Here is a 25,389-nt window from a genome sequence, read left to right as displayed (position 1 = left end):
ATAAGTTATGAACCCAGCATTATGGATCAGTAAAACAGGCTTAGATGCCCAGCAAACTGATATTTCGGTTATCTCGAATAACCTCGCCAACGCCAGTACCGTTGGCTACAAAAAAAGCCGCGCGATTTTCGAAGATCTGCTTTATCAAAACATCAATCAGCCAGGTGGTCGCTCTTCACAAGATACCGAGCTACCGTCAGGTTTGATGTTAGGTGCTGGTTCAAAGGTTGTTGCGAACCAAAAGAACTTCTCACAAGGTAATATGCAAAGCACCGAAAATTCACTGGATTGGATGATCCAAGGTCCTGGATTTTTTGAGATTCAAATGCCAGACGGCACGGTTGCTTATTCTCGAAATGGTCAATTCACTACAGACGAAAATGGTCGTGTTGTGACTTCAGGCGCGGGTTTTCCTGTTCAGCCAGAAATGAATGTGCCAGACGATGCAAAGTCAATTAGCATCTCACAAGACGGTGAAGTGTCAGTAACGATAGCTGGGCAAGCAGAAAATGTCGTTATTGGGCAGTTAGTGATCAGTGACTTTATTAACCCATCTGGTTTAGAGCCTATAGGTCAAAACCTTTATACAGAAACCGCAGTGAGTGGTGCGCCTGTTCAGGGCAACCCAAGTGTTGATGGTTTAGGTTCTATTGTGCAAGGTGCGCTTGAAACTTCAAACGTTAACGTGACCGAAGAGTTAGTAAATCTTATCGAAACTCAGCGTGTTTATGAAATGAACTCAAAAGTTATCTCAAAAGTTGATGAGATGCTGAGTTACATTAACCAGCAATTATAGTTCTGGAGGCTACTATGCGTATTGTAAGTTTTATCATTTTAGGCTCATTGTTTTTAACTGGGTGTGTGTCTACACAAAATAAAAACGTCGTTAAAGACGATCCTTACTATGCGCCTATTTATCCAGAGCAACAAGCTGAGCAAATTGTCGCAACAGGCTCCCTTTTTAACCCAAACTTATCAAATGATTTATATGGAGATAAAAAGGCACTCCGTGTTGGCGATATTTTGACAGTGGTACTTCGCGAGACAACATCTGCGACAAAAGCGGCAAATACCACAACTGGTAAAGCGACCTCCGCATCGCTTGACCCTGTTGTTGGGCTTGGCGGTGATAATATTAATATTGGTAGTCAAAGCCTCCAGTTTGGCATGAACTCCAGTAACTCTTTCTCAGGAGACAGCCAAGCAAACCAATCGAATAGTCTATTTGGTAATATCTCGGTGAATGTGATGCGCGTACTGCCGAATGGCAACTTAGTTGTTCGTGGTGAAAAGTGGTTAACACTTAACACGGGTGAAGAGTTTATGCGAATAGAGGGTATTATTCGTGCTGCGGATGTTAAGTCAGACAATACAGTAGAGTCGAATCGTATTGCCAATGCGCGTATTCAATATTCAGGTAAAGGTGATGGCCAAGAAGCGCAGAGCGCAGGTTGGTTAGCTAAATTCTTCTTAAGCACCCTGATGCCATTTTAAGGAACCATGATGAAAATGTTCAAAATAATGACAGTGGCTTTATTATTAGTAATAAGCCAAGCAGCGCAAGCTGAACGAATTAAAGATGTCAGCATGGTCGAAGGTGTTCGTTCTAACCAGTTAGTGGGTTACGGCCTAGTAGTGGGTTTACCTGGTACAGGGGAGCAATCTCGTTTTACAGAGCAAAGCTTTAAGGCCATGTTAAGTGGTTTTGGTATCACATTACCTGCTAACTTAAAGCCAAAAATTAAAAATGTGGCGGCAGTGGCCGTGCATGCTGAGTTACCACCTTTTGTAAAACCAGGCCAGAATATTGACATTACAGTCTCTTCAATAGGTAGCGCAGGTAGCCTGAGAGGAGGCACGTTACTGCAAACATTCCTAAAAGGGGTTGATGGTAATGTGTATGCTATTGCGCAAGGCAGTTTAATTGTGGGTGGTTTAGGCGCAGAAGGGTTAGACGGAAGTAGAGTCGTTATCAATACTCCTACAGTTGGCCGAGTTCCAAACGGCGCGACAGTTGAACGAGCCGTTGCAAGCCCTTTTACACAAGGTGATTTTATTACTTTCAATCTTAACCGTCCTGACTTTACAACAGCTAAACGTTTGGCTGACACCATTAATGATTTGGTCGGACCTAATAGTGCAAAACCAATGGATGCTGCGTCTGTTCGTGTAATAGCACCACGAGACCCTTCACAGCGCGTTGCTTATTTATCAACACTTGAGAATTTAGAGTTTAAACCGGCAGACACCTCAGCCAAAATTATTGTAAATTCACGTACAGGCACGATTGTGATTGGTAAAAATGTCAAACTACAGCCAGCTGCGATTACCCACGGAGGTCTAACAGTGACGATTTCTGAAGAGCAAATGGTGTCTCAGCCACAACCTTTAGCAAATGGCGAGACGGTTGTTACCCGTCAAAGCATCGTCGATGTGAATCAAGACGACTCAAGAGCCTTTGTATTTAATCCGGGTGTAAGCCTTGATGATTTAGTTAGAGCGATAAATGAAGTTGGCGCTGCTCCAGGGGATTTAATGGCGATCCTTGAAGCGTTAAAAGAGGCTGGTGCTATTAATGGTCAATTAGTCGTCATTTAGTGTTTCATTTATAATCAAATAGTTAGCCTCGCATTTGCGGGGCTTTTTTTTGGCTCGATTATTGCTTTGTTAGAGTATGACTAATTTAGTGTAATTGATGAGCATGAATACCAATCCGTTAGAAAAACAAAACTTCTTTGATTTAGGTGATCTTAATGCACTTAGACAAGATGCGTTGAAAAGCGGTGGCGATCAACAAGCATCGAATGAAGCACTAAAAAAAGCAGCAGAACAGTTTGAATCTATTTTTACGCAAATGCTGATGAAAAGTATGCGTAAAGCCAATGAAGCAATGGAAGATAAAAACAGCCCATTTAATTCAAGTGGTGTGAAGTTCTTTCAAGAGATGCATGATCAACAGCTTTCTTTAGAGTTATCAAAAAAAGGTAGCCTTGGTTTAGCCGATCTCATTGTTAAACAGCTTTCACCTAATGTTGATGGCTATAAACCGTCATCCGTACTTCGTAATGATGCGCAGCTTCCTATGCAAAAGCCAACATCTGAGCAACTCCCAGAGTTTATTCGTCGTCAGCCTGAAATAGCGACAGAGGTTGCTAAATCAGAAAAAGCCGATGAACAACCTCGCTTTGACTCTCCAGAGTCATTTATTAGTGAAATGTGGGAGCACGCTAAAACAGCAGCACAGAAGATTGGTTTGAACCCAGCAGTAATGATTGCGCAAGCTGCACTTGAAACAGGCTGGGGTAAGCATGTTATCGCTAAACAAGATGGTGGCAGTAGCTTTAATTTATTCAACATCAAGGCAGATAGATCTTGGCAGGGTGAGCATGCCAAAAAAATGACATTAGAGTTCGAACAAGGCTTGCCAGTGCAAAAGCACGCCAGCTTTAGAGCTTATGAATCAATAAAAGATAGCATAAATGATTATGTCGACTTTCTTCAAAGCAATCCGCGTTATAGCCAAGCATTGAACAACACAGATAAGCCTGAGCAGTATTTAGATGAACTTCAACAAGCTGGCTACGCCACAGATCCGAACTACGCAGAAAAAATAAAAAATGTCTTACAGCGAGGAGAATTTAAACAGATGTTAACGTCGCTAGTACGTCAAGGAGTTAACTAACATGTCTTTTGATTTGATGAATATTGGCTCTTCCGGTATTAGAGCAAGTACTGAGTTGTTGCAAACAACCAGTAAAAATATTGCAAACCTAAATACCGAAGGCTATGTTAGAGAGCGCACAGAGCACGTGACGTTACGCAATGGCCAAATAGGTCGTGGTGAAACCGTTAGGTTACTGAATGAATTCGCGCAAAGACAATTAAATCGAGATATCTCAAATACCACATTTTATGAGCAGTTCGTTAACGAGGCTCAGCGAGTCGATTTACTATTTGCTGAAGAGTCGAATAGTTTAGCCAACAGTATTAACTCGCTATATAACAATCTTCAAGAAAGTATCAATCAGCCATCATCGTCGGTAACGCGTTCATTATTTTTTACTGATGCACAGAGTTACTTAGACCAAGCAGCACGCTTGTCTGACATAGTTTTAGACCAAAAGAATATTGTGAATGAACAGCTAGATATTTTCGCCGAGGATGCAAACACGTATATAGAGAAAATCTCCTCTTTGAATAAAGATATCTCATCTATGAATGCAGTAGATGACAAATCAGCGGCAAATGCGGTCTTTAATGAACGAGATAAAGCAATTAAAGACCTAGCTGAATTGATGGATATTCAAGTGTTAGATGGCAAAAACGGTGAAAAGCTGGTTTTTGCAGGCACGGGTGAAGCACTTGTCATGGAAAATGGCGCATTTAGTGTCTTTGTGACCAATGGTGATCCAGATTTACAGTACAAAAAATTAGAGTTAGATGTTAGAGGTGCTAATGCTGTGCCTATGCAGATGGAATCAACGACCTTGAAAGGAAAGATAGGTGGTTTACTTGCATTCCGAGATGAGATCTTAATTCCAGCACAAAACAAGTTAGGGCAGATGACAGTTTCTTTAGCTGATGCAATGAATCAGCAAAATAGATTAGGTATGGATTTAAATGGTAATTTTGGCGGCGACATTTTTACCATTCCTAGCGTTGATGCGATGGGCTATCAAGCTAATACTGGAACAGCAAGTTTAACTGCCACACTTGAGCCGGGGCAAGGAATGTCTTTACCTGCGACAGATTTTAGAGTGACTTTTACAAGTGCAACAACTGTAGAGATTGCTGCAATCGATAACTATGGCAAAGTCGTTGGTACGCCTTCCACAGCAAACGTGACTGCAGGAAGAATTGACTCTTCAACGATAACCTCTGGTGAGGCTTTTGGGCTGCAACTTGATTTAACCGGAGTGCCTGCAAACCAAGATCAGTTTGAAATTAAATTTAATGCTGATATTGCTACAACTATGACTCTAACAACAGGTCGTTCAGAAGATCTTGCTTTGGCTTCTCCAATTCGTATGGAGCGAGATTTAGGTAACCAAAGTACCGCTAACTTGAGTGCGGGTGTAGTAACAGACACCAGTGCAGCAGGTTTTAACGCAGGTCCTCCGCCTAGTTTGGCAAATGGACCTATCTCTATCGTTAAAACGGCGAATGCCGATGAATATGAGATAACTGACACAAGAACGGGTACAGCCGTAACATTTACTGCGCCTGCGCCAAGAGAAAATATTTTAGCGCAAGCAGCGCTGGTGGATCCGGTATTTGCAACTTATGGATTCGATTTTAATATCGAAGGGGTGCCACAAACAGGTGATAGCTTTACCGTCGAATTTAATACGGGTGGTTTTGACGACAATAGAAATGGCATGGCGCTACTCGATATCAAGAATAAAGGTATTGTAAGAGAAAATGTTGTTGCCTCAGCGCTTGATGAGAACCATAAAACAGTGAATGCATCTTATACAGAATTAGTCACTGATATTGGTGTGAAAACAAACCAAGCGAGAACTAATTTGGTGGCCTTTGAAGCGCTATCGCAACAATCAGAGTCCTGGTATGAGTCACTTTCAGGCGTGAACTTGGACGAAGAGGCATCGAACTTGCTTCGTTTTCAACAATCATATTCAGCGGCAGCACAGGTTATATCAGCGGCAAGAAATGTATTTGATACATTACTGAATGCTGCGAGGTAGACGTTATGAGATTATCGAATAATTTAATCTACAAACAAAATATCGGCAATGTACTCGATAAACAGCAAATGGTGATGGACGCTCAGCAAAGAGTGAACACACAAAAAAAATTTTTAGGTGCTTCTGAAGATCCATCTGCATTTACAACGGCGCAGTTACTAACTGACCGTATTCAGATGAATGAGCAACACCAAAAGAATGCAATTTTGCTTAATGCCCGTCTAACAACTGAAGAAAGTGTTTTGAATAATATTAATGACACATTGTTCAGGGTTGAAATGCTAACTATCCAGGCGGGTAATGGCGCGCACAATGAAATCGATAGGCAAAGTATTGCATCTGAGCTGAAAGAAATTCAAAAATCAATGCTAAATCTGATGAACGCTCAGTCAGAAGATGGTCGTTATATTTTCTCTGGCTATCAAGATCAAACACAAACATATTTATACAACCCTGATACAGAAAAGTATGAGTATCAAGGCGATCAGGGCCTACACTCGATACCACTAGCTGAAAATGTAAGGATTGGCTCAAGTGACAACGGCTTTGAAGTGTTTGAGAATGTGAATGCGCGTCTAGATGTAGTGTCGTACAATGGTGCGGCAACTAGCACTGCAACTGGCACAGTATATGTCGAGAATCAAGATGAATTTGATTTATTCCATAAGGAAAACTTTGATCGTAGTCCCTCAGCGCCGGTTGGTGCTAATACATATAATGTTGTCATAACACCACCTGTATCTAACATTACCTCAAGTACATATGAAATCATGCGAAATGGTGTGCCATTGGTGCCACCTGTTACAGGTGATTTAGATGGTGAAACCATCCAATTTAATGGTCTAAAAATAGATATCCCTGAAGATCAGACTGGTCAATTTGACTTTGAGCTAGAGCCATTGGGTAAAGAAAACATTCTAAATACCATAGATCAACTTATTATTGGCCTAGAAGATGAAACACTCGACAACGATCAATACCGCCAGTACCTTGCGGACGCACTCGTGCAGGTGAAAAACTCGAGTGAGCAGATATCTTTTACCCAATCACGATTAGGCGGACGTTTAAACGCACTTGAACGTGTGATGGATTCTAACGAATCATTAGACATCAATAATAAAGCTAGCCGTTCAGATTTAGTTGAAGTTGATATTGCGGAGGCGATAAGCGACTTAACTAAACATGAAACGGCTCTACAAGCATCTCATGCGACATTTGGCCGTTTAGCGAATATGAGCTTACTCGACTATATTTAATCATCAAACATACGATAGGTTTTAAAAATGCCAGCAGATAAATCTGCTGGCATTTTTTTGGCGCTTAAAAAACGGAGTGTGAGATTGCTGTCAAAAAAGAGTTTACTGTAAGCTTTGTAACTTATAATACCTAAAGGTAACCAGGCCCCAATGCTAATTAATAAGATAACAAAATTAGCCACTTTATATTTCTATCTTTCTAGAGTGCTTAATAAAAAACAGCTTTTCGCATAAAAAAGTAAATACTTAACAGGTTTAGTTTTAAATTGTATATAGAAGCTTTTCCCTTTATTTGTTCAACCATGAATAAGTCATGTAATCGATCTTCACTATTTTTATAGCGTAAAGGCCACAAAATAAACTTCACCTAATCTCTCCCATATATCAATAGAAATTAGAACAAGAGGCGGCAATGACGGGCGGCAATTTTTTGTCACGGCTATTTTTTAAGCCTTTTATGAAAATTAAAACTTCAAAGGTTTAATTTAAGCAGTTGAAATATATGGGTTTTATATTTTGTTTTATTTTGTTTTTTTATTGGAACGGTATTTGCTTTTACAGAACGTGTAAATAAAAATTCAGTGGTTTCAGCCATGTGATGTCCTGAACCACAACCTACGAAATACTTAGGAGATGGTATTATGGCTTTAAGTGTAAATACGAACGTTGCCTCTTTAAACGGCCAACGTAATTTATCGAAGTCTAGTATGGCACTAGAGACGTCAATGCAGAGATTGTCATCAGGTTTGCGCATTAACAGCGCTAAAGATGATGCTGCAGGTCTACAGATTGCCAACAGACTTACATCACAAATTAACGGTTTAAGTGTAGCACAGCGAAATGCGAATGATGGTATTTCGATGGCGCAAACGGCTGAAGGTGCGATGCAAGAATCGGCAAACATCTTACAGCGTATGCGTGATTTATCGTTACAAGCAGCAAATGGTTCTAACAGTTCTGACGATCGCGCAGCACTACAAAAAGAAGTGAGCGCATTGCAGCAAGAGCTTACACGTATTGCAGAAACAACAAAGTTCGGTGGTACCAGTCTGCTTGATGGTTCATTTGGTACTAAGCAATTCCAAGTGGGCGCAAATGCGAACGAAACAATCAATGTAAGTCTTGGTAATATGGCTGCTGATGCTATTGGTGCGCATGAGATTAAAGGGCCGGGAGGGGCTGCCAATAGCACGACTGCTTTGGGTGATGTTGAAACCATTGCTCTAGCTGATAACCACACCACTACTGCAGATACATTAAACATAAATGGTTCAAATGTTTCTGTTAGTGCTGGAGATGGTGCGGCTACAATTGCAGACTCAATAAATGCTACAGGTAATGGTGTAGTAGCTGAAGCTAAAATCGATACTACTATTGCTGGTATTACTGCTGCAAGTACTTCTACTATCGAAATTAAAAAAGGTGGTGCTGTTGTCGATGATTACGACTTGTCCACGTATGGTGGTGATATGGAACGCCTTGCTAAAGATATGCAGCAAGATGGTTATGATGCGGTCTATGATAGCGATACAGGTTCAATTGCATTTAAAGCCACAGATGTGGATGGTATTGATACGACAGGGGCGGATGATTCAAGTGGTTTCACTATTGCAGGTCAAGCAGTTGGAACAACTAGTGGTTCACTGAGCCTATCTGCTGAACTAAATCTTTCTTCTGCAGATAAAATCGGCGTTTCAGGAAACACTGCTAATGAGTTGTTTGGTACTGGTTCTGCTGCGATACTGTCGACGGGTGGTTCTAGTGAGTTAACAAGTGTTGAATCAATTGATATTTCAGGAGCAAATTCGGTTGGTGCGCAAGCTGCAATTAAAGCAATAGATGCAGCGCTTGCACAAATTGATGAGCAACGTGCGGATTTGGGTGCGGTACAAAACCGTTTTGGGCATACGATCGCTAACTTAGCTAATGTTGCCGAAAATGTATCTGCCTCAAGAAGCCGTATTCAGGATACAGATTACGCAATGGAAACTGCGCAGTTGACACGAAATCAGATTATGCAGCAAGCAGGTACATCTATCTTGTCACAAGCCAATCAGCTTCCTCAAGCGGCAATCAGTCTATTGGGTGGTTAACCAAGCTTTACCATCTCCATTAAGCCACCATCTCGGTGGCTTTTTTATTTTTCAACTCTAAACATCCAACCTTAATAAGTTGTTATTACTATTTTGAACGAACTTTTAATGATTAAAAAACTTATTAAATTAGCTAAAATAAGGTAATAATTTGCGTTTTAGAGCCGATAAAGATGTTAGAGCTTAAGGCAAAAACAAGGAAAATTAATTATTTACAGAAAAGCGTAAAAAAATTTAATTTTTTCCTAAAGAAGTTTGAAACCCTGCCGTTAAGTTAATCAGTAAGGAGCTTAATTAAGCAAAATTGCACAGCAACCGCGCTTTAGCTCCTGGTTAAGTAACTAACTTTCCATTACGAAATGTAATCAGGAGTATTATCATGGCTTTAACAGTAAATACCAACACAACCTCTTTGAATGCACAAAGAAACTTATCTGGCTCAAGTGAGTCACTTCAAACTTCAATGCAACGCTTATCTTCTGGTATGCGTATCAATAGTGCAAAAGATGATGCAGCAGGTCTTCAGATTGCTAACCGTCTTACCTCTCAGGTAAACGGTCTAAACGTTGCGCAACGAAATGCTAATGATGGTATTTCAATGGCACAGACAGCTGAAGGTGCTATGCAGGAATCATCAAATATTTTACAGCGTATGCGTGACTTATCACTGCAATCAGCTAACGGCTCTAACAGTGCAGATGATAGAGCTGCACTACAGAAAGAAGTAAGTGCATTGCAGCAAGAGTTAACACGTATCGCAGAAACGACAAAGTTTGGTGGTACTAGCCTTCTTGATGGTACTTTTGGCACAAAACAATTCCAAATTGGTTCTAATGCTAACGAAACGATTAATGTAAGTCTTCGAGATATGTCAGCTGACGCAATTGGAGCTAACGAAATATCAGGTCCAGGTTCAACAGCTAACTCTACTACCAATCTTGGTGATGTTGAAACTATTGCACTTGCTGATAATCACACTACTACTGCAGATACATTGAATATTAACGGTTCAAATGTTTCTGTAACTGCTGGTGATGGCGCAGCAACAATTGCTGATAACATTAACGCTGTTGGTAATGGTGTTGTTGCTGAGGCTAAACTTGATACAACTATTGCAGGTATTACAGCTGCCAGTACTTCAACAATTGAGGTTAAGAAAGGCGGTACTGCTGTTGATAGTTATGACTTATCTACCTACGGTGGAGATATGGAGCGTCTTGCTAAAGACATGCAAGAAGATGGCTATGATGCTGTTTATGACAGTTCAGCAAACTCTATATCTTTCAAAGCAACAGATGTGGATGGTATTGATACAACTGGTGCTGATGACGCAAGTGCGTTCACAATTGGCGGTCAAGCTGTTGGTACAACATCGGGTTCTTTAAGTGTATCTTCAGAGCTGAACTTATCTTCTGCTGATAAAATTGGTATTTCAGGTGCTACAGCAAATGAATTGTTCGGAACAGGTTCAGCTGCAATTGCTTCAACTGGTGGTACGAGTGCTTTAACAACGGTAGAGTCGATTGACATTTCAGGGTCAACTTCTGACGGTGCCCAAAATGCGCTTAAAACTATTGATGCAGCACTTGCTCAAATTGATGCACAACGTGCGGATTTAGGTGCGGTTCAAAATCGCTTTGGCAATACAATCAGTAACCTTGCAAACGTTGAAGAAAATGTATCAGCTGCAAGAAGCCGTATCCAAGACACTGATTATGCTTCTGAAACAGCTAAACTGACTAAGAATCAGATAATGCAGCAGGCAGGTACATCTATTTTAGCTCAGTCAAATCAGTTACCACAGGCGGCACTAAGTCTACTAGGATAGTAAAAATTTAGTTTACCAGGATGTTTAATAAGGAAGGGGGAACCCTTCCTTTTTGCTTTTTTAGAAAGTAAATTATTTTCCAATAATCATGACGAGGTGAAGAAATGGAATCTCAAGGTATTTCGCAAAATGCTCAATCATTGTCTGGTAATACTACTTCGGCTCAAGCTGTTGGAGTAAAAGATAAACCTCTTGTTATCGATGAGAGTAATGAGAAAGATAGTGCCATTGAATTGAATTCGACTATAGTTAGCAATATAGACTCAACCAAAAGTAAAAAAGATAAACTTTCAGCTGAGGAATTGAAAAAGGTGGCTCAACAATTGCAGGATTTTGTGAGCGAAATGAATAAAGGTCTAGAATTTAGTGTGCATGAAGACTCTGGTCGAGATGTCATTAAAGTAATAGATAAAAGTAGTGGCGATTTAGTCAAGCAATACCCTTCTGAAGAAGTGCTCGATATAGTGTCAAAATTAGCTAAAGCTACCGGCACGTTGGTCGATTATAAAGTATAAGCTTTTATGTTGTTGGAGTCTCGATATGGCAATCTCATTTACAGGTATAGGTTCTGGTTTACAAGTTAACGAAATCGTTAATGCACTAGTTAATGCTGAAAAAGCGCCTTATCAGGCTCGAGTCACTAGGCAACAAGCACAGTATACAACCGACATTTCAGCTGTGGGCTCGATGAAAGGCGCTTTAGAAGATATTGCGAAGTCTCTAGAAGGACTTGGTGATATTGATGAATATCAGAAAAGAAGTATAAGTGGTTCTGATGATTTTGTGTCTGTTTCTTCTGAGAAAACAGCTCAGTTAAATACCTATTCAGTTAAAGTTAATGAGCTTGCTCAAAATCATAAAATATTATCAGACGGTTTTGTTGCCGATTCACCTGTTGGTGAAGGTAAGCTCACGTTGTCGTCGGGTGAAAACTCATTCGAAATAAATGTTTCAGATACTGCTACTCTTGAAGAAGTGAGAGACGCTATAAACGACTCAGAAGATAATACTTCCATAAATGCAACAATAGTAACTGATGATGCAGGCCAGCGTTTGGTGCTATCAAGTAAATCATCAGGTGCAGACAATGAGATAAAAGTTGTAGTTGATGATGTTGATGGTAATGGTACTGACACCACTGGCTTGTCGAAATTAGCTTTCGATTCTGATGCTGCTTCATCGACTTTCGCAACTAACATGACTGAAACGACAGCCGCAACCAATGCTTCGATAACCATTGACGGTACTGTCGTTGTTGAGAGTAATACCAATGAGTTTAAAGATGTCATAGATGGAATTACTATCAACGTGAAGAAAAAGCACGGTACCGATGATGACCTAAGCGAACTTAAAGTTACAGAAAATAATAAAAATGTAGAGGCGGGAATCAATTCCTTCATCGATAAGTTTAATGCTTATATTGATTTAGCTGCGCAATTAGGTCGCTCTGGTGAAGATGGCACAGGAGCAATGGCTGGCGACTCACTTTTAAGAGGGACTGTAAGTCAACTTAGAAACCTAGTTACTAGAGAGTTTAGTACAGGTAATGGTGATACAGAGTTTCTTGCCAATTTAGGTGTTAGAACCGAAAGAGATGGAAAATTAAGTCTCGATAAAGAACAACTTCAAGAAGCTATAGACGCTGACCCTGATGCTATTCAGACTTTCTTTCTTGGTGAAAATGGTGACGATGGTTTTGTAGCAAACCTTACAAGCGTTACAGAAGTCTATACGAAGAGTGAAGGTATTATGCAGACTCGTATTGATGGTCGAGAGTCTCAGTTAGATAGACTTGAGAAAGAGGTTGAAAGTTTTAATTTAAAAATGAAAGCCTATGAAACACGTTTACTAGATCAATATAATTCAATGGATTTACTTGTATCTGGATTAAATTCAACCGGCGCTTACTTACAACAACAATTATCTAACCTTCCTGGTGTAGTTAAAAACTCAAAATAATAAGAGGTTTCACTTTTGAATTCTGAATTTGCCGATTTAAACAGGCTAAAGCTTAAAGCAACATTGTTTTCTAATTTACTTCTTTTAAAAGAAGTCATGCCTAGCCTGTACAAAGAGTTTGATGGCTACTCACCTGAGAGTAACTTCATAAGCGTTAATGAACATTGTGATATTAATTTAACTAATAATGGCGATATAGTTTATCCAAAATCGGCTGAAAGATTTGCAGAAGAGCAAGTTGAACAATTCCTAAGCAGGCCTGAATATTACCGTTATAAAATTAACCATCAAGATGATAAGGATATGGTTTTTAAGCATGCTGCTGTCCTAAAGTCTATATACAATGTTAGGGTGGAAGAAGCCGGTAATGAAGTTGGTAACCCTGCTAATGAAAACAGGCTTGATTTCGTATGTATGCTAGGTGGCGGCTTGGGGTATCAAATTCCTAAGCTTTTTGAGAAAAAGGATATTCTAAACTTTTTCTTATTTGAGCCAAATAAAGATACTTTTTTTGCGCTTCTTCATTGTATTGAGCTACGACCTTTGTTCGAATATTGCATTAAGGTTGGTGGGCAGTTTGTAATTCGAGTTGGCGGTAGCCCTGACGGTGTAGTAAATGAAATTTCAAAACTTTTATTTAAACAGGGTCACTTTAATCTAAGTAGAGTACTATTTTTTACTCATTATGAAAGTGAGTCTATAAAGGCTACTAAAGAAAGAATTAAGGAAATAGGACATCGCTGGTCAAATGGTTGGGGGTTCATGGAAGATGAAATCATCAGTATATCTCATACTCTTTCAAATTTAAAAGCAGGTTCAAAAGTAATAAAAAACAAAAAACATTTTGAAAATCCGTTAGAAAGTAAACCAGTTTTTATCTGCGCAAATGGGCCATCTTTAGATTTGGCAATAGATTTCTTAAGAGAAAATCAGAATGACGTTATTGTTATTTCAGCAGGAACTTCATTAAAGTCATTGTTAGTGAATGGAATTAAGCCAGATTTACATGTTGAAGCTGAAAGAGCTGCCCGTCTGATTGATTGGGTAGAAGTCGTAGAAAGAACGGAAGGTTTAAACATAGGGTTAAAGGATCTAAGAATAGTAGCTCTCAATACAGTTTATGATGAGATATTAGATAAATTCAAGTCCAGCTATTTATTAGGAAAAGTTAATGATGCAGGAGGGCGCCTAATGAGCGCTCTAGATTCAAGTGAGCTGTATACTTTTCCTGAATTTAGTAACCCGACGGTATCGAACACAGCGCTGGCAGTTGCTGGAGAGTTAGGGTTTAAAAATATTTATCTGTGTGGAACTGATTTTGGATTTGTTAGTGAGGAAAAGCATCACTCTAAAGATAGCATATATTATGACAGTGATTTTAAGTTCAAAGAGTCAACTAAAAAAAGTATGCAAGGCGAGTTAGTAGTCAAAGGGAACTTTCGAGAAAGTGTGTTAGCTACTTCGTTCTTCGACTTATCTAAGGGTAATGTAGAGCAGTATCTTCAAGCTAACCCGAAAATTAATGCAAAGAATACTGCCGATGGTGCTTTTATTCGTTTGACTACTCCAGTAAGTATTAATGATATTGTGCTAAGCGATACAATTGTTGATAAAGATATAGCAGTTGATAATTTATTGAATGTCGCAACTTCACTTCAGCAGCTGTCAATAAGTGAGGTTGATAAAAGAGCATCTGAGATTAACAGTGCTTTAAAAGAAGTGCTAGAACAGCTTCTAAGTATTACAAATCAGTACTTCGACACAAGGGAGCAACTAGCCGATGCGTTTACTGCTCAAAACAAAGTTATGCAGCAATTAAAGAGCTCTGTTGACGGGAGAGTTATTTTTTGGACTATCCAAGGAACATTTCGATACCTGCAAGCATATATCATGACAAATAGTTATTATTACAAAAACTTAGAGAAGCGAGCCGAATTTATGAATGCTTGTATTGGGCTTTTCCATCAACATGTTGATGATTTGTATCGTGACTATATTACTTTTTATAATAAGCCGTCACATATCTAAAATTTTAATTAGAATAGAGCGGTTTAAATAATGGCATTTAATTTGCTTATGTTGGATTGTTTTTTTAGAGAGTTTAATTATGCAACATTTATCAATTAATAAGTATAAGCAAGTAACTGTAAGTAGTGTGCAGGAAATGGCTCCTTATGATCAGGTCAAACTTGTTTTTACAAATATATTAGGAAAGCTATCTGCAGCAAAAGGGTTTATTGAAAGAAAAGACTATGAAAAGAAAGGCATATTTATTTCAGATTCAATAACTCTGCTCGGAGCACTTCAGCAAGTTCTAAACTTTGAGCAAGGAGATGAAATATCAGGAAACCTTGATTCTCTGTATGATTTCTGTCAAAGAAAGCTCTTAGATGCCAACTTAAAAAACGACGCTCAGCAGATAGATGAAGTATTGGCTATCATCTCAGAAATAAAAGTTGGTTGGGATAGCATCCCACCAGAGGAGCGGAGTTGACATTGGACTACGCTCAATCAGTAGAAGATTGTTTAAAACGTTTGAAAGATGCTTTAGCTAGATTAGATTTGGAGGGTCAAAATGATGACCCAAATCTAATTCATGAAGAACTAAAAACAGCTATTAAGCAATATATGCACAATACTGACGAGCCAAACCATGAAGCTATTAATGAGTGGCTAAATTTAATCAAAGAACTTGAGCATCAAGCAGTTAAGCACAAACTCGCAACAGCTGAACTTATTTCTTTAAGAAAGCAAGGTAAGGCAGGTGTAAAAAAGTATTTGCTTAATTCCAAATAAATATTTTTAGAGCTAAGTGAGATAAGTTACATAAAAAGTAAGAACGAATTTCCTTCAAATTAATTTGTTTTTACTTTCTTCGTAATCCAATGTCTCTCTCGAGTTAAGAACTGCATAGCGCTAATACAAAATATGTTAAAAGCGCTATTCTACGAGCTCGTCTAGTAATCTAATATACCTCTTTCGTGTAATTCATGCATCATCGCAGCCCTTGTTAAAATATGAGGCGTTAATATATGAATATTTGAACCATACACAGCTTCGATATTATCTAACAAATCAGACAGTTTTGTTTCATAACCATCCAATAGCGCTCTGTAAGTGCTGTTTATTTTTACTGCTTTATAGTCTTTTATACCTTCAAAACCCATCTCTTTAAGCTCACATTTAACCTTATTCACATATGAGTCAGGAGCATTCCAAATGTCAGAGTTAGTTTCAGTTGGTACTTCAACACATATGATTGGTGCTTTGGCATCGTGTGTTTGAGCATAATTTAAAAAGTATGTTACCCGGCTTATTAAGTCCTCTGAATAGTTCATCGTGTAGAAAGGGGCATTAGTTGGAGCAGACAGCTCCATCAAATAAAATACTTGGGAAACAGGTTTTATAAAGCTTTTGATTTCTTCTTTATTAAATAGTATTGATTCCGTACTTTCTATTGTACCTGAGAAGTATATATCACTGGTTGTGAAACTTAATTCTTTACCATTTTGTTCAACTTTGACACAGAAGTTACCTAATTCCTTTTCAACCTTTTTTACAGTCGAATTTAAAGATGTATTGACTTTCAATTTACTCAAAGCATGGATAAACTGTTCTTTGAAGTATCCTAATGTTTTGTTCTTTGGGTATAAGTTGAATGTATTATGATTAATGGTTACTTTTTCTGCAGCAAGAACATTATCAAGAATAGACGATTGTTTAAGGTAAAGGCTGTGTTCATTATCAAAAAGTAGCTTGCGTCCAAAAAAGGTTACTAGCCCTTTGTTTAATGGTGAGAGATCTTTCGCTTCAGTATTTAAAAACTTTTTACACCATTGGTTTACATATTTGAATGTTGTTTGTTCACCTTCTGTATACAGTGCAGCTAAATTGGAAGCATCTTGATTTTGCTCTTTATTAGAAAGAGCTTCATAGAGTAAAGATGCTTTCTCTTGTGTAGGTAAGTGACGATAATCTGGAATAGCAAAGTTACTAGTAGTAATTCCATTCCAGTATGTCGCATAAGAAAAATCAAGCTCGGCAAGTGGTGCACCATCTTGCATGATATCATCTAGTATTTCTTTTTGCTCAGGAGTAATTCCATCTAAAAATTGTGGGCCTCGATCAATTTTATGGCCTTGCCAATAAATAGGCTCCATAAAACCTCCAAGCTCATTAGATTGCTCTATAATTACAACTTTCTTATTTTGCTTTGCTAAGCCATAGGCAGTCATCATACCTTTAAAACCGCCACCTATTACAATTGCGTCAAACATTAAAGCCCCTTCTTTGCAATTATATTCCAAACTTCAAATTGCTCTGAGTTATTTAAACAATCTAATTGTGTTTCAAGTGATAAATTAAGTATTTGATATTTGTCAAATATTTTTAGAATATCAGACTTTTTATAAAAGTTAGCTGATAATAATTTGTGGAAAATACCATCGCTGAAGTTTCTCCAAATTCCTTCATCTGGAAAGTACTCCCCAAAATCCTTATGGCTGTGGCCTTCTGAGAAAAGAACACTAGCAATGCATGCATTATCATTCATTATAGTATGTACTTTATCGAATACTATATTTGCAAATTTGAATGATGTATGGGACACGCTTAGACGGTCTATAACAAAATCAAAGCCTGTATCGTCTATATGAAAGTCTTCAAAATCTACCTGTGATACGGTAATTCTATCACCTAGGCCTCTATCTTTAGCTCTATTTTCCAATTCGTTCAAAGCAGCTATGGAGAAGTCAACAGCATGAACTTCAGCGCCATTCTCAGCACAAAATAGCGCATGATTGCCAGCTCCACAGCCCAAGTCTAATACCTTAATTTTTTTGTTTATATAGTTGGACTTGAAATTGAAAAACTGAGAAACAATAAAATCGTATGGATATCGATTTAGCTGTTCACCACGCTCATATATACTTTGCCAATTAAACTTTGTCATTTTTATTCCTATAATGAAGTTTATGGAACGGACATTACGAATGTACTGATTATGTTAAACTTTATAATTCATTAAAATAAATATGCATAAATTAAGCCAAGGTTTTAGGGTTAATATGGCTAATTGCTGATGCTGTTGAAAGAGTGTAATTAAAACATAGTTTTAATGTTTGACGAATAATATTGAGAACCATAAAATTTCAATTTCTGCGCAGTGCAACTTTTAATAAGTAAAGTTTATCTACTAAGGATAAGTTGTCTTTAGCGTCTAGGGAACATAATTAAAGAGTAGGCAAACTCAATAATACGGAAAAATCGAAGAACCATTGAGTATTTATTTTTAAACTTTGCCGCATACAAATTTAAGCTATCATAGAAGAACTTTAGCAGTAAATGGTATTTCAAATGATTGAAACCACTCGTTTTCAACTTGTAGAGTTAACAAAAAAAAATGCAACACCTCGTTATTTGAGCTGGCTTCAAGGAACAGCAGGTACTTACCTTACCAATATTCAAAGCGATAAAGAAAGCTTAGTAACATATATAGAATCTTATTTGCATAATGAAAGTGCTTACTTGATGGGAATATTTACCCATGACTTTGAAGAGCATATTGGCAATGTGAAGTTTGAGTATTTGAATGAGCAAAAAAGTATAGTAGAGATTGGAATCCTGATAGGAGAGCCTAAATACAGGGGGAGAGGCGTAGCTGGAGAGGTCATTAAGGGAATTGCTGATTATCTGAGGTCAAATTATGCAACAAAACTTATTGTGTTAGGTGTTAGCAAAAATAATAAGCAAGCAATCGCGGCTTACACAAAATTGGGGTTTAAACCAGAATATAGGCCTATATCCGAAGTTAACAGTAAAGATGGCATGTTGATGTCTTGGAGGTTAGGTGGTGAATAACTCGACAGTGAATTTCTCCGAATTAGGCTTAATAATGCATAAATGGGCACAAGATTTGTTCCCTATATGTCGAAGCCTTACAGGAAAAGGTGTAAGAGAAACCCTTGCTTATATAGGTAAGGAATTAAATGAGTTGCAGTTACACTCGGTTAAATCGGGCTCACATGTATTTGACTGGACTATTCCTAATGAATGGAAAATTAATGAAGCTTATATATTAGACCCTCATGGAAAAAAAATAGTCGACTTTAAAAAGAATAACTTACATGTATTGAATTACTCAATCTCAGTAAACAAATATGTATCTTTATCTGAACTGCAAGATAACTTATATTCGTTGCCAGAGCTACCGAAAGCTATACCATATGTAACATCATACTATGCCCCACGTTGGGGGTTTTGTTTATCACATGAACAGAGAGAGTCTTTGATTGAAGGGCAGTATCGAGTTGTTATAGATTCTGAACATTTTGAAGGTGAGTTGAACTATGGGGAATATTACCTTAAAGGAGAAAGTGAAAAAGAAGTATTAATATCGACTTATATTTGCCACCCTTCTATGGCTAATAATGAATTATCAGGCCCAGTAGTTACAATGGCATTGATTAAAAAGTTATTAGAAATACCCAAAAGAAAATTTAGCTATAGGTTTGTATTTGTGCCAGAGACAATTGGTGCGATTACTTTTCTTTCTCGAAGTTTGAGCGATATAAAAAATAAAGTTATTGCCGGTTATGTACTTACCTGTATAGGTGATGATAGAAACCATTCTTACCTTCAGTCTAGAGAAGAGAATACACTCTCAGATCGTGCCGCCATTCATATGTTTAAATACTTTTCACCAGATTTTCAATTATATGATTACTTGTCTCGTGGAAGTGATGAGAGGCAATATTGTGCACCTGGTGTAGATTTACCAATTGGGTCTATTATGCGAACACGTTATGGTGATTACCCTGAATATCACACATCGTTAGATAATCTTGACTTAGTGACTCCGTCAGGTTTAGCTGGAGGGTTAGAATCCGTATATAAAGCTATAACTTTAATTGAAGCAAATGCTTTCTACAAAGTCACAGTCTTATGTGAGCCTCAACTTGGTAAAAGAGGGCTGTACCCAACATTAAGTAGTATGTCCTTGGATTATACTGATGTAAGAACATTAACTAACCTGATATCTTATTGTGATGGTAAGCATGACTTAATAGCTATAGCTGAAAAAATAAAAGTAAATGCTCTTGAATTGTTGCCTACAATAGAACGCTTAGTCAAAGAGGGTCTATTAATAGAAGTTGAAGATAAAGATGTCTGATTTAAAAAAATATCAAGTTGTTGTTACTGAAATAGATGACAATTGGGATAAATTGGTAGAGTCTTCGTCTACTTCTACACCATTTTCATTATCATCATTTATAAAACCCTTAAACGGAAATTTTAAGGCGTTTTTGTGTAAAAAAGGGGACGAGATTGTTGCTGGCTGTCTTGTTGCAGTGGATCCTACCGGGAAAAAGGTAATTGGTCATGACTTACTTGTTCATGATGGAGTTTTTTTCAGGGATTTTAAAAAGTTAAATCGTGCACAGACTTGTTCTGAGCAGTTTAAAGCACTACAAACTATAGCTGAGTTTTTAGTTGAGAACTTCTCACATATTTCCATTACCCTACCTCCAATGATTTCGGATATTCGAGCCTTTCAATGGGTTCATTATCATGAAGACAAGCCTATGTATCAAGAGTCGGTTCAGTATACAGGTATTGTTGATATTAGCTTACTTTTGAATCAAAAAATATTGAAGGAAAATGACCTTTATCTTCAAGCTTCAGTGTCGCGACGACAAGAAATAAGATATGGGATAGAAAAGGGAGTAGTTGTTTCTCAAAGCTATGATGTAGAAACTTTTTTAGCACTCTATCAGCAGACTTTCGACAGACAAGATATTGAATTAAGTAGTGATCTAGTCCCGCAAATGAGGGCTTTAATTTTAAACCTAATTAAAGACGATAGAGCATTGCTTTTTGAGGCTCGCACAAGTGCTGGAGAACTGGGGAGCATGGCAGTTTTTCTTATCATGGGTGATACTGGCTACTATTTATTTGGCGCAAGTGATTATGAATATCGTAATACGCATACGGGAACAGCAGTTTTATGGCAAACTTTTTCTATATTGGCAGAGCGAGGTATCCATAAAGTTGATCTAGAAGGTGTAAATAGCCCTTCCCGAGGGTGGTTTAAATTAAGTTTTGGGGCAGAATTAAAACCATATTTCAAATTGGTTTATCAATCTTAAAGGCTCTCTATTAGGTTGCTAATTGACTCAATAGCGTTACCCTTTGAGTCAATACTAACTTGATAACTTTTTAGGTTATTTCTTAGGATATTTTCAACTAGCCTTTTTAGCTCAAAAGTATAACGCAGTGAGTGTGTAAGCCCTATTTGTTCTAAATAAAATGGGCTGCGTCCATGGTTTCCTATTTGTATACTTATTATTGGTTTATTGATAAAAGCACCTTCTAATAGCATTGTTGATGACATACCGATAATAACATTGTGGCAAGAAATAGATTCATAAACAGTCTTACTTCTACATAATGTTACGAACTTATACCTTGAAAGCAGCTGGTTATAACGATGCTTTGACTCTCTAGGATGAGGTCTAATTGATACTCTGATCTTTCTTTTGTAATCATTTTTCTCAATGCTTTGACATAAAGCATGTATTGTTGAACGTTCAGTGTAGCCATGTATATGCTTTCCCAGTGTATGTCCATAAGTCGAGGTAATAGGCTCTGAAGCGAACAATATTTGTAGGTCTTGCTTTGATTTTTGCTTTTTAACTTTGGAAAAGTTATTTAGCTTTTGATAATAGGGAGAGCCAAGAGGTTGGATCATTTTTTCGGGAATGCCCTCTGTTACCATTTGAGATTTAGCACTTTGATCCATCACAACAATAACCTGTGGTAAGTTGTATTCATCTATCTCGTAGCTCTGTTTATCTTGGTAGGATTTGTGTTCTTGGAGAAAACGAACTGAGTAACTCATCCACTGGTCAAGAATGGCTATACTTGGGATACCTGCTAATTTACAGGCTTGCCAAAGGCTTCTATTAGAGTAATCACGACTGGCCGTATCTGTAATGACTACAGCAGGGTTGAGTTTTTTCAAAAGCTTTAAAAACACACGCACAGAATATTGACAGTATTTGTCTTGAAGATGTGTGACTTTTATTCCTGGGTTGTTTTTTAGCAAATGTTCATAAGCAGCCTCTCTAGCATAAGAATGTACTATATAGTTTTTGTTCAGCTCTTGTGATAAGACACCTATCGAATTAGAACCTCCAGGATCAACTGCAAACAGCATTATAGATTTTTTTTTGTTCATAATTGATTTTACGATTTTTTGCATTTAAACATTCTGCTTTATACGTTTTTAAAAACAAAGCCCTATGGTACTCTTTTTGCTTATTTAAAATTTATCTAAAACCTAGTCGATATAACTACTAGTGGTTAACAATCAGCCCAAAGGAAAATTATGTCATTAAAAAACAATTCTGGTGCACAATTATGGGAAAAAGCAAAAAAAATTATCCCTGGCGGTAATCAACTGTTATCAAAACGCGCTGAAATGTTCTTACCTAAACAGTGGCCAGCTTATTATAAGAAAGCAAAAGGCTGTGAAATTTGGGACTTAGATGATAATCATTACTTAGATTTTTCTATTATGGGCATTGGCACATGCTCTTTAGGTTATGCTCACCCTGATGTTACTAGTTCTGTTGTAGGTGCAGTGCAATCAGGTTCAATGTCTAGCTTAAACTGTTATGAAGAGGTGGAACTTGCCGAAAAATTAATAAGTATGCATAGTTGGGCTGATGGGGTCCGATTTACTCGTACTGGTGGAGAGTCTTGTGCTTTAGCTATACGCATTGCTAGGTCTTATTCAAAAAAAAATAAAGTGGCATTTTGTGGTTATCATGGATGGCATGATTGGTACCTTGCAACAAACTTATCATCGGGTGATAAGTTAAAAGACCAACTTTTGCCAGGGTTAGCACCTAGTGGTGTACCTGCCCAATTACAGGATACTGCATTGCCTTTTAAGGAAGGCAATATTGAAGAGTTTAAACGCATTATTGCTGAACATGGTGATGATCTCGGTGTCGTTATGATGGAGGTTTTCCGTCATGGCATGCCAAATATGGAGTTTATTCATGAAGTGAAAGCACTCTGCGAGTTGAATAATATAGTTTTGATATTCGATGAAATTTCCTCTGGTTTTAGACTAAATGCCGGGGGGGCACATTTATTGTTCGATATTGAGCCTGATATTTGTGTTTTAGGAAAAGCAATGGGGAATGGGCACCCAATAGGCGCGGTTATTGGAAAAAAAGCGGTTATGGATGCTGCGCAGAAGTCTTTTATAAGCAGCTCTTATTGGACTGAACGCGTTGGGTTTGTTGCAGCTTTGGCTACATTAAAAGTGTTTGAAGAGCAAAATGTGTGTGAGCAGCTTCAAAGCATAGGACAAGATCTAAAAACTAAAATGAGTCAGGTTTGTGAAAAACTTGATTTTAACTTAAAGGTAATTGGTGTTGATAGCGTGCCAATTCTTCTTTTCCCTACTGAGCAAGCGTTGACCTTAAAGACTCTTTACACACAAGAGATGCTAAAAAGAGGGGTGCTTGCCAGCAATGTTATTTATGTCTCTTTGGCGCATTCTAAGGAGAAACGTTATATATTCGTAGAAGCATTTACAGATGTTATTTCTCTTTTAAAAAGAGCATTAGATGAAAATAATGTTGAAAGTTTATTAGAGGGGCCAGTTTGCCATAGTGGTTTTGAGAGGTTGAACTGATTATGAGCAGAACCCTTGCTTTTATTCAGGCTAGAATGGCATCAACACGTTTGCCAAATAAAATTTTAAAGAAAATGAACGACATTAGTGTAGTTGAGCATTTAATTTTACGCTTGAAAAAGTCTCTGCTCATTGATGATATTATAGTATTGACGTCTACCAATATCGAAAATCAGCCCCTTTGTGATGTGTTAAATGAAAAAGGGATACAATTTTTCCGTGGTAGTGAAAACGACGTTCTAGGAAGGTTTTATCTCGCCAACCAAGATTATCAGGCTGACAATATTGTCAGGATCACGGCTGATTCTCCGTTCATATGCCCTGAAATTATTGATGAGTTAATTGAAGAGTTTAACCAGAAAGGTGCACAGTATGCATATTTAAGTGAACGATTTGCTGAAGGTGTTGATTGTGAAATCATTAAAGCAACAACTTTGAATGAGATTGCTAAAAAGGCAAAGCTAGCATCCGAGCGAGAGCATGTAACCTTGTATATCTTTAATCACCTTGAAGAGTTTAATGTTGTTGAGTTACAAAATGAAACTGATGATAGTGGGTATCGTTTTACTCTAGATACTATGGATGACTGGCAAGTTATAAACAAGATGACAGAGTATTTTGCTGAGAATAGTACAGGTGTGACTTACCAAGATATAAAATTGTATTTTGATACTCATCCAGAAGTATTTCTTATAAATAAACATGAGATCCGAAATGAAGGGCTCGCGATTTCATTGCTAAAAGAACAGGAAAAATATGACTAAGGTAGCTTCCATAGTAATAAATGAGCGTATTATAGGTGGTGAGTCGCCATGTTATATTATTGCTGAAATGTCGGCTAATCATGGTGGTGATATTCATAAAGCCATTGATCTTATTCACGCAGCTAAAAAAGCCGGTGCTGATGCGATTAAACTGCAAACTTATACAGCGGATACAATTACGCTCAATTGTGAAAAGCCTGATTTTTTACTTCCTTCTGGTAATGCTTGGGAATCTCATAAGTCATTACATGCTCTTTATCAAAAAGCATACACGCCGTGGGAGTGGCATAAGCGACTATTTGAAGAAGCTCAATCATTAGAGTTAGATATTTTTTCGAGTCCTTTTGATTACTCGGCAGTGGATTTATTAGAAGGTTTAGGTGTACCAGCTTACAAAGTTGCTTCACCAGAGATTACTGATATTGGATTGTTAGCTTATATAGCTAAAACGGGCAAACCAGTCATCTTATCAACAGGTGTTGCCAATTATTCAGATATAGAACTTGCCGTAAATACTTTGCGAAGCAATGGTTGTAATGATATCGCAATATTAAAATGTACAACCGCTTACCCTACACCTTTAAACGAATGTAATCTTAAAACTATTCCTGATATTGCTAAGTCATTTAATTGCGTTTCAGGGTTATCAGATCATACAGAAGGTAACATTGCGCCAATGACAGCAGTTGCATTAGGTGCAAGTATCATTGAAAAACATTTTATAAATGATAGTCAAGATGAGTCTGTTGATGCATTTTTCTCGTTAGATTGTGATGAGTTTCAAGTCATGGTGGAAAATGTACGGCAAGTAGAGGCAGCATTAGGGCGAGTTAATTATGATATTACTGAGTCAGCTCAAAAAAACATATTAGCAAAACGGTCACTATATTTCTGTCAAACACTGCCTGAAGGACATGTAATCACTGATGCGGATATTCGTTCAGTGCGTCCAGGGTTTGGCGCGCATCCTAAATACTTACCTCAGTATATAGGGCAGGTACTGAATAAGCCGGTTGAATATGGTGATCGAGTAACACCAGAAATTATCCTCGGTCAAATTGAGGAGTAAAAAT

At 37.8% G+C, this 25,389-nt stretch carries 23 protein-coding genes; 19 read left to right on the top strand and 4 right to left on the bottom strand.

What is annotated here, in order from left to right:
• Window positions 1-7 precede the first annotated feature (7 nt).
• The 6 genes from flgG to flgL all read left to right on the top strand — a co-directional run bounded on the left by flgG (window position 8) and on the right by flgL (window position 6,961).
• Window positions 8-796: a flagellar basal-body rod protein FlgG gene (flgG, locus tag AC1HJP_RS09060; protein WP_138483442.1), complete on the top strand. Its 789-nt coding sequence runs from the start codon at window positions 8-10 to the stop codon at window positions 794-796.
• 14 nt (window positions 797-810) lie between these two features.
• Window positions 811-1,494, top strand: a complete 684-nt coding sequence (gene flgH, locus AC1HJP_RS09055; protein ID WP_138483440.1) for a flagellar basal body L-ring protein FlgH — start codon at window positions 811-813, stop codon at window positions 1,492-1,494.
• A 9-nt stretch (window positions 1,495-1,503) separates the two neighbouring features.
• Window positions 1,504-2,598, top strand: a complete 1,095-nt coding sequence (locus AC1HJP_RS09050; RefSeq protein WP_480361543.1) for a flagellar basal body P-ring protein FlgI — start codon at window positions 1,504-1,506, stop codon at window positions 2,596-2,598.
• 103 nt (window positions 2,599-2,701) lie between these two features.
• A complete protein-coding gene (gene flgJ / locus AC1HJP_RS09045) occupies window positions 2,702-3,682 on the top strand; it encodes a flagellar assembly peptidoglycan hydrolase FlgJ (protein WP_480361542.1) in 981 nt (326 codons plus the stop codon).
• A 1-nt stretch (window position 3,683) separates the two neighbouring features.
• Window positions 3,684-5,705, top strand: a complete 2,022-nt coding sequence (locus AC1HJP_RS09040) for a FlgK family flagellar hook-associated protein (RefSeq protein WP_480361528.1) — start codon at window positions 3,684-3,686, stop codon at window positions 5,703-5,705.
• A 5-nt stretch (window positions 5,706-5,710) separates the two neighbouring features.
• On the top strand, window positions 5,711-6,961 hold the full coding sequence (gene flgL, locus AC1HJP_RS09035) for a flagellar hook-associated protein FlgL (RefSeq protein ID WP_480361527.1): 1,251 nt from the start codon (window positions 5,711-5,713) through the stop codon (window positions 6,959-6,961).
• Here flgL and AC1HJP_RS09030 read toward each other — a convergent pair.
• Window positions 6,958-7,143 carry a hypothetical protein gene (locus tag AC1HJP_RS09030; RefSeq protein WP_480361526.1) on the bottom strand — a complete coding sequence of 62 codons (186 nt, stop codon included), beginning with the start codon at window positions 7,141-7,143 and terminating at the stop codon, window positions 6,958-6,960. The two genes, flgL and AC1HJP_RS09030, sit on opposite strands and share 4 nt — an antisense overlap.
• Window positions 7,144-7,602: 459 nt before the next feature.
• On the opposite strand from AC1HJP_RS09030, the gene AC1HJP_RS09025 reads away from it, so the two are divergent.
• The 7 genes from AC1HJP_RS09025 to AC1HJP_RS08995 all read left to right on the top strand — a co-directional run bounded on the left by AC1HJP_RS09025 (window position 7,603) and on the right by AC1HJP_RS08995 (window position 15,637).
• Window positions 7,603-9,054 carry a flagellin gene (locus AC1HJP_RS09025; RefSeq protein ID WP_480361525.1) on the top strand — a complete coding sequence of 484 codons (1,452 nt, stop codon included), beginning with the start codon at window positions 7,603-7,605 and terminating at the stop codon, window positions 9,052-9,054.
• A 379-nt stretch (window positions 9,055-9,433) separates the two neighbouring features.
• A complete protein-coding gene (locus AC1HJP_RS09020) occupies window positions 9,434-10,882 on the top strand; it encodes a flagellin (protein ID WP_480361524.1) in 1,449 nt (482 codons plus the stop codon).
• Window positions 10,883-10,986: 104 nt separating this feature from the next.
• On the top strand, window positions 10,987-11,397 hold the full coding sequence (locus AC1HJP_RS09015; protein ID WP_480361523.1) for a flagellar protein FlaG: 411 nt from the start codon (window positions 10,987-10,989) through the stop codon (window positions 11,395-11,397).
• Window positions 11,398-11,422: 25 nt separating this feature from the next.
• Window positions 11,423-12,841: a flagellar filament capping protein FliD gene (fliD, locus tag AC1HJP_RS09010; protein WP_480361522.1), complete on the top strand. Its 1,419-nt coding sequence runs from the start codon at window positions 11,423-11,425 to the stop codon at window positions 12,839-12,841.
• Window positions 12,842-12,856: 15 nt separating this feature from the next.
• Window positions 12,857-14,869 carry a motility associated factor glycosyltransferase family protein gene (locus AC1HJP_RS09005; protein ID WP_480361521.1) on the top strand — a complete coding sequence of 671 codons (2,013 nt, stop codon included), beginning with the start codon at window positions 12,857-12,859 and terminating at the stop codon, window positions 14,867-14,869.
• Window positions 14,870-14,948: 79 nt separating this feature from the next.
• Entirely contained in the window at window positions 14,949-15,335 is a 387-nt protein-coding gene (fliS, locus tag AC1HJP_RS09000) for a flagellar export chaperone FliS (protein WP_480361520.1), read from the top strand.
• Window positions 15,332-15,637 carry a hypothetical protein gene (locus tag AC1HJP_RS08995; RefSeq protein WP_480361519.1) on the top strand — a complete coding sequence of 102 codons (306 nt, stop codon included), beginning with the start codon at window positions 15,332-15,334 and terminating at the stop codon, window positions 15,635-15,637. The genes fliS and AC1HJP_RS08995 overlap by 4 nt, the downstream gene beginning before the upstream one ends.
• Before the next feature lie 161 nt (window positions 15,638-15,798).
• On the opposite strand, the gene AC1HJP_RS08990 is transcribed toward AC1HJP_RS08995, so the two are convergent.
• Together AC1HJP_RS08990 and AC1HJP_RS08985 are read right to left on the bottom strand one after the other, a co-directional pair.
• Window positions 15,799-17,118: an NAD(P)-binding protein gene (locus AC1HJP_RS08990; protein ID WP_480361518.1), complete on the bottom strand. Its 1,320-nt coding sequence runs from the start codon at window positions 17,116-17,118 to the stop codon at window positions 15,799-15,801.
• Window positions 17,118-17,792, bottom strand: a complete 675-nt coding sequence (locus AC1HJP_RS08985) for a class I SAM-dependent methyltransferase (protein WP_480361517.1) — start codon at window positions 17,790-17,792, stop codon at window positions 17,118-17,120. The genes AC1HJP_RS08990 and AC1HJP_RS08985 overlap by 1 nt, the downstream gene beginning before the upstream one ends.
• Window positions 17,793-18,196: 404 nt before the next feature.
• Between AC1HJP_RS08985 and AC1HJP_RS08980 the strand changes: the two genes are divergently transcribed.
• The 3 genes from AC1HJP_RS08980 to AC1HJP_RS08970 are packed head-to-tail and all read left to right on the top strand — an operon-like array spanning window position 18,197 to window position 20,988.
• Entirely contained in the window at window positions 18,197-18,700 is a 504-nt protein-coding gene (locus AC1HJP_RS08980) for a GNAT family N-acetyltransferase (protein WP_480361516.1), read from the top strand.
• A 34-nt stretch (window positions 18,701-18,734) separates the two neighbouring features.
• Window positions 18,735-20,012 carry a DUF4910 domain-containing protein gene (locus AC1HJP_RS08975; RefSeq protein ID WP_480361515.1) on the top strand — a complete coding sequence of 426 codons (1,278 nt, stop codon included), beginning with the start codon at window positions 18,735-18,737 and terminating at the stop codon, window positions 20,010-20,012.
• Window positions 20,005-20,988 carry a GNAT family N-acetyltransferase gene (locus AC1HJP_RS08970; protein ID WP_480361514.1) on the top strand — a complete coding sequence of 328 codons (984 nt, stop codon included), beginning with the start codon at window positions 20,005-20,007 and terminating at the stop codon, window positions 20,986-20,988. Before AC1HJP_RS08975 ends, AC1HJP_RS08970 begins: the two co-directional genes overlap by 8 nt.
• Here the strand turns inward: AC1HJP_RS08970 and AC1HJP_RS08965 are convergent.
• A complete protein-coding gene (locus AC1HJP_RS08965; protein ID WP_480361513.1) occupies window positions 20,985-22,103 on the bottom strand; it encodes a hypothetical protein in 1,119 nt (372 codons plus the stop codon). The genes AC1HJP_RS08970 and AC1HJP_RS08965 overlap by 4 nt on opposite strands.
• A 126-nt stretch (window positions 22,104-22,229) precedes the next feature.
• Here AC1HJP_RS08965 and AC1HJP_RS08960 point away from each other — a divergent pair, with 126 nt between their 5' ends.
• Genes AC1HJP_RS08960 through pseI form a run of 3 tightly spaced genes read left to right on the top strand, consistent with a single transcriptional unit; the run spans window position 22,230 to window position 25,385 of the window.
• Window positions 22,230-23,552, top strand: a complete 1,323-nt coding sequence (locus AC1HJP_RS08960; RefSeq protein ID WP_480361512.1) for an aminotransferase class III-fold pyridoxal phosphate-dependent enzyme — start codon at window positions 22,230-22,232, stop codon at window positions 23,550-23,552.
• Window positions 23,553-23,554: 2 nt separating this feature from the next.
• Window positions 23,555-24,316, top strand: a complete 762-nt coding sequence (locus AC1HJP_RS08955) for a cytidylyltransferase domain-containing protein (RefSeq protein ID WP_480361511.1) — start codon at window positions 23,555-23,557, stop codon at window positions 24,314-24,316.
• Window positions 24,309-25,385: a pseudaminic acid synthase gene (pseI, locus tag AC1HJP_RS08950; RefSeq protein ID WP_480361510.1), complete on the top strand. Its 1,077-nt coding sequence runs from the start codon at window positions 24,309-24,311 to the stop codon at window positions 25,383-25,385. Before AC1HJP_RS08955 ends, pseI begins: the two co-directional genes overlap by 8 nt.
• Window positions 25,386-25,389 lie beyond the last annotated feature (4 nt).

The sequence above is a fragment of the Pseudoalteromonas sp. NFXS53 genome, from assembly GCF_056629255.1.
Note: the sequence above shows the minus strand (reverse complement) of the source record. Positions and strands in the feature narration are given on the sequence as shown.

Excerpts from the sequence above, each read along its gene's own strand:
- fliS (WP_480361520.1), top strand. The coding sequence starts at position 14,949 with ATGCAACATTTATCAATTAATAAGTATAAGCAAGTAACTGTAAGTAGT.
- pseI (WP_480361510.1), top strand. The coding sequence starts at position 24,309 with ATGACTAAGGTAGCTTCCATAGTAATAAATGAGCGTATTATAGGTGGT.
- AC1HJP_RS08965 (WP_480361513.1), bottom strand. The coding sequence starts at position 22,103 with ATGCAAAAAATCGTAAAATCAATTATGAACAAAAAAAAATCTATAATG.
- flgH (WP_138483440.1), top strand. The coding sequence starts at position 811 with ATGCGTATTGTAAGTTTTATCATTTTAGGCTCATTGTTTTTAACTGGG.
- AC1HJP_RS08985 (WP_480361517.1), bottom strand. The coding sequence starts at position 17,792 with ATGACAAAGTTTAATTGGCAAAGTATATATGAGCGTGGTGAACAGCTA.
- AC1HJP_RS08970 (WP_480361514.1), top strand. The coding sequence starts at position 20,005 with ATGTCTGATTTAAAAAAATATCAAGTTGTTGTTACTGAAATAGATGAC.
- AC1HJP_RS08980 (WP_480361516.1), top strand. The coding sequence starts at position 18,197 with ATGATTGAAACCACTCGTTTTCAACTTGTAGAGTTAACAAAAAAAAAT.
- AC1HJP_RS08955 (WP_480361511.1), top strand. The coding sequence starts at position 23,555 with ATGAGCAGAACCCTTGCTTTTATTCAGGCTAGAATGGCATCAACACGT.
- AC1HJP_RS08960 (WP_480361512.1), top strand. The coding sequence starts at position 22,230 with ATGTCATTAAAAAACAATTCTGGTGCACAATTATGGGAAAAAGCAAAA.
- AC1HJP_RS09040 (WP_480361528.1), top strand. The coding sequence starts at position 3,684 with ATGTCTTTTGATTTGATGAATATTGGCTCTTCCGGTATTAGAGCAAGT.
- AC1HJP_RS09025 (WP_480361525.1), top strand. The coding sequence starts at position 7,603 with ATGGCTTTAAGTGTAAATACGAACGTTGCCTCTTTAAACGGCCAACGT.
- AC1HJP_RS09020 (WP_480361524.1), top strand. The coding sequence starts at position 9,434 with ATGGCTTTAACAGTAAATACCAACACAACCTCTTTGAATGCACAAAGA.
- AC1HJP_RS08975 (WP_480361515.1), top strand. The coding sequence starts at position 18,735 with ATGCATAAATGGGCACAAGATTTGTTCCCTATATGTCGAAGCCTTACA.
- AC1HJP_RS08990 (WP_480361518.1), bottom strand. The coding sequence starts at position 17,118 with ATGTTTGACGCAATTGTAATAGGTGGCGGTTTTAAAGGTATGATGACT.
- AC1HJP_RS09015 (WP_480361523.1), top strand. The coding sequence starts at position 10,987 with ATGGAATCTCAAGGTATTTCGCAAAATGCTCAATCATTGTCTGGTAAT.
- flgG (WP_138483442.1), top strand. The coding sequence starts at position 8 with ATGAACCCAGCATTATGGATCAGTAAAACAGGCTTAGATGCCCAGCAA.
- flgJ (WP_480361542.1), top strand. The coding sequence starts at position 2,702 with ATGAATACCAATCCGTTAGAAAAACAAAACTTCTTTGATTTAGGTGAT.
- flgL (WP_480361527.1), top strand. The coding sequence starts at position 5,711 with ATGAGATTATCGAATAATTTAATCTACAAACAAAATATCGGCAATGTA.
- fliD (WP_480361522.1), top strand. The coding sequence starts at position 11,423 with ATGGCAATCTCATTTACAGGTATAGGTTCTGGTTTACAAGTTAACGAA.
- AC1HJP_RS09050 (WP_480361543.1), top strand. The coding sequence starts at position 1,504 with ATGAAAATGTTCAAAATAATGACAGTGGCTTTATTATTAGTAATAAGC.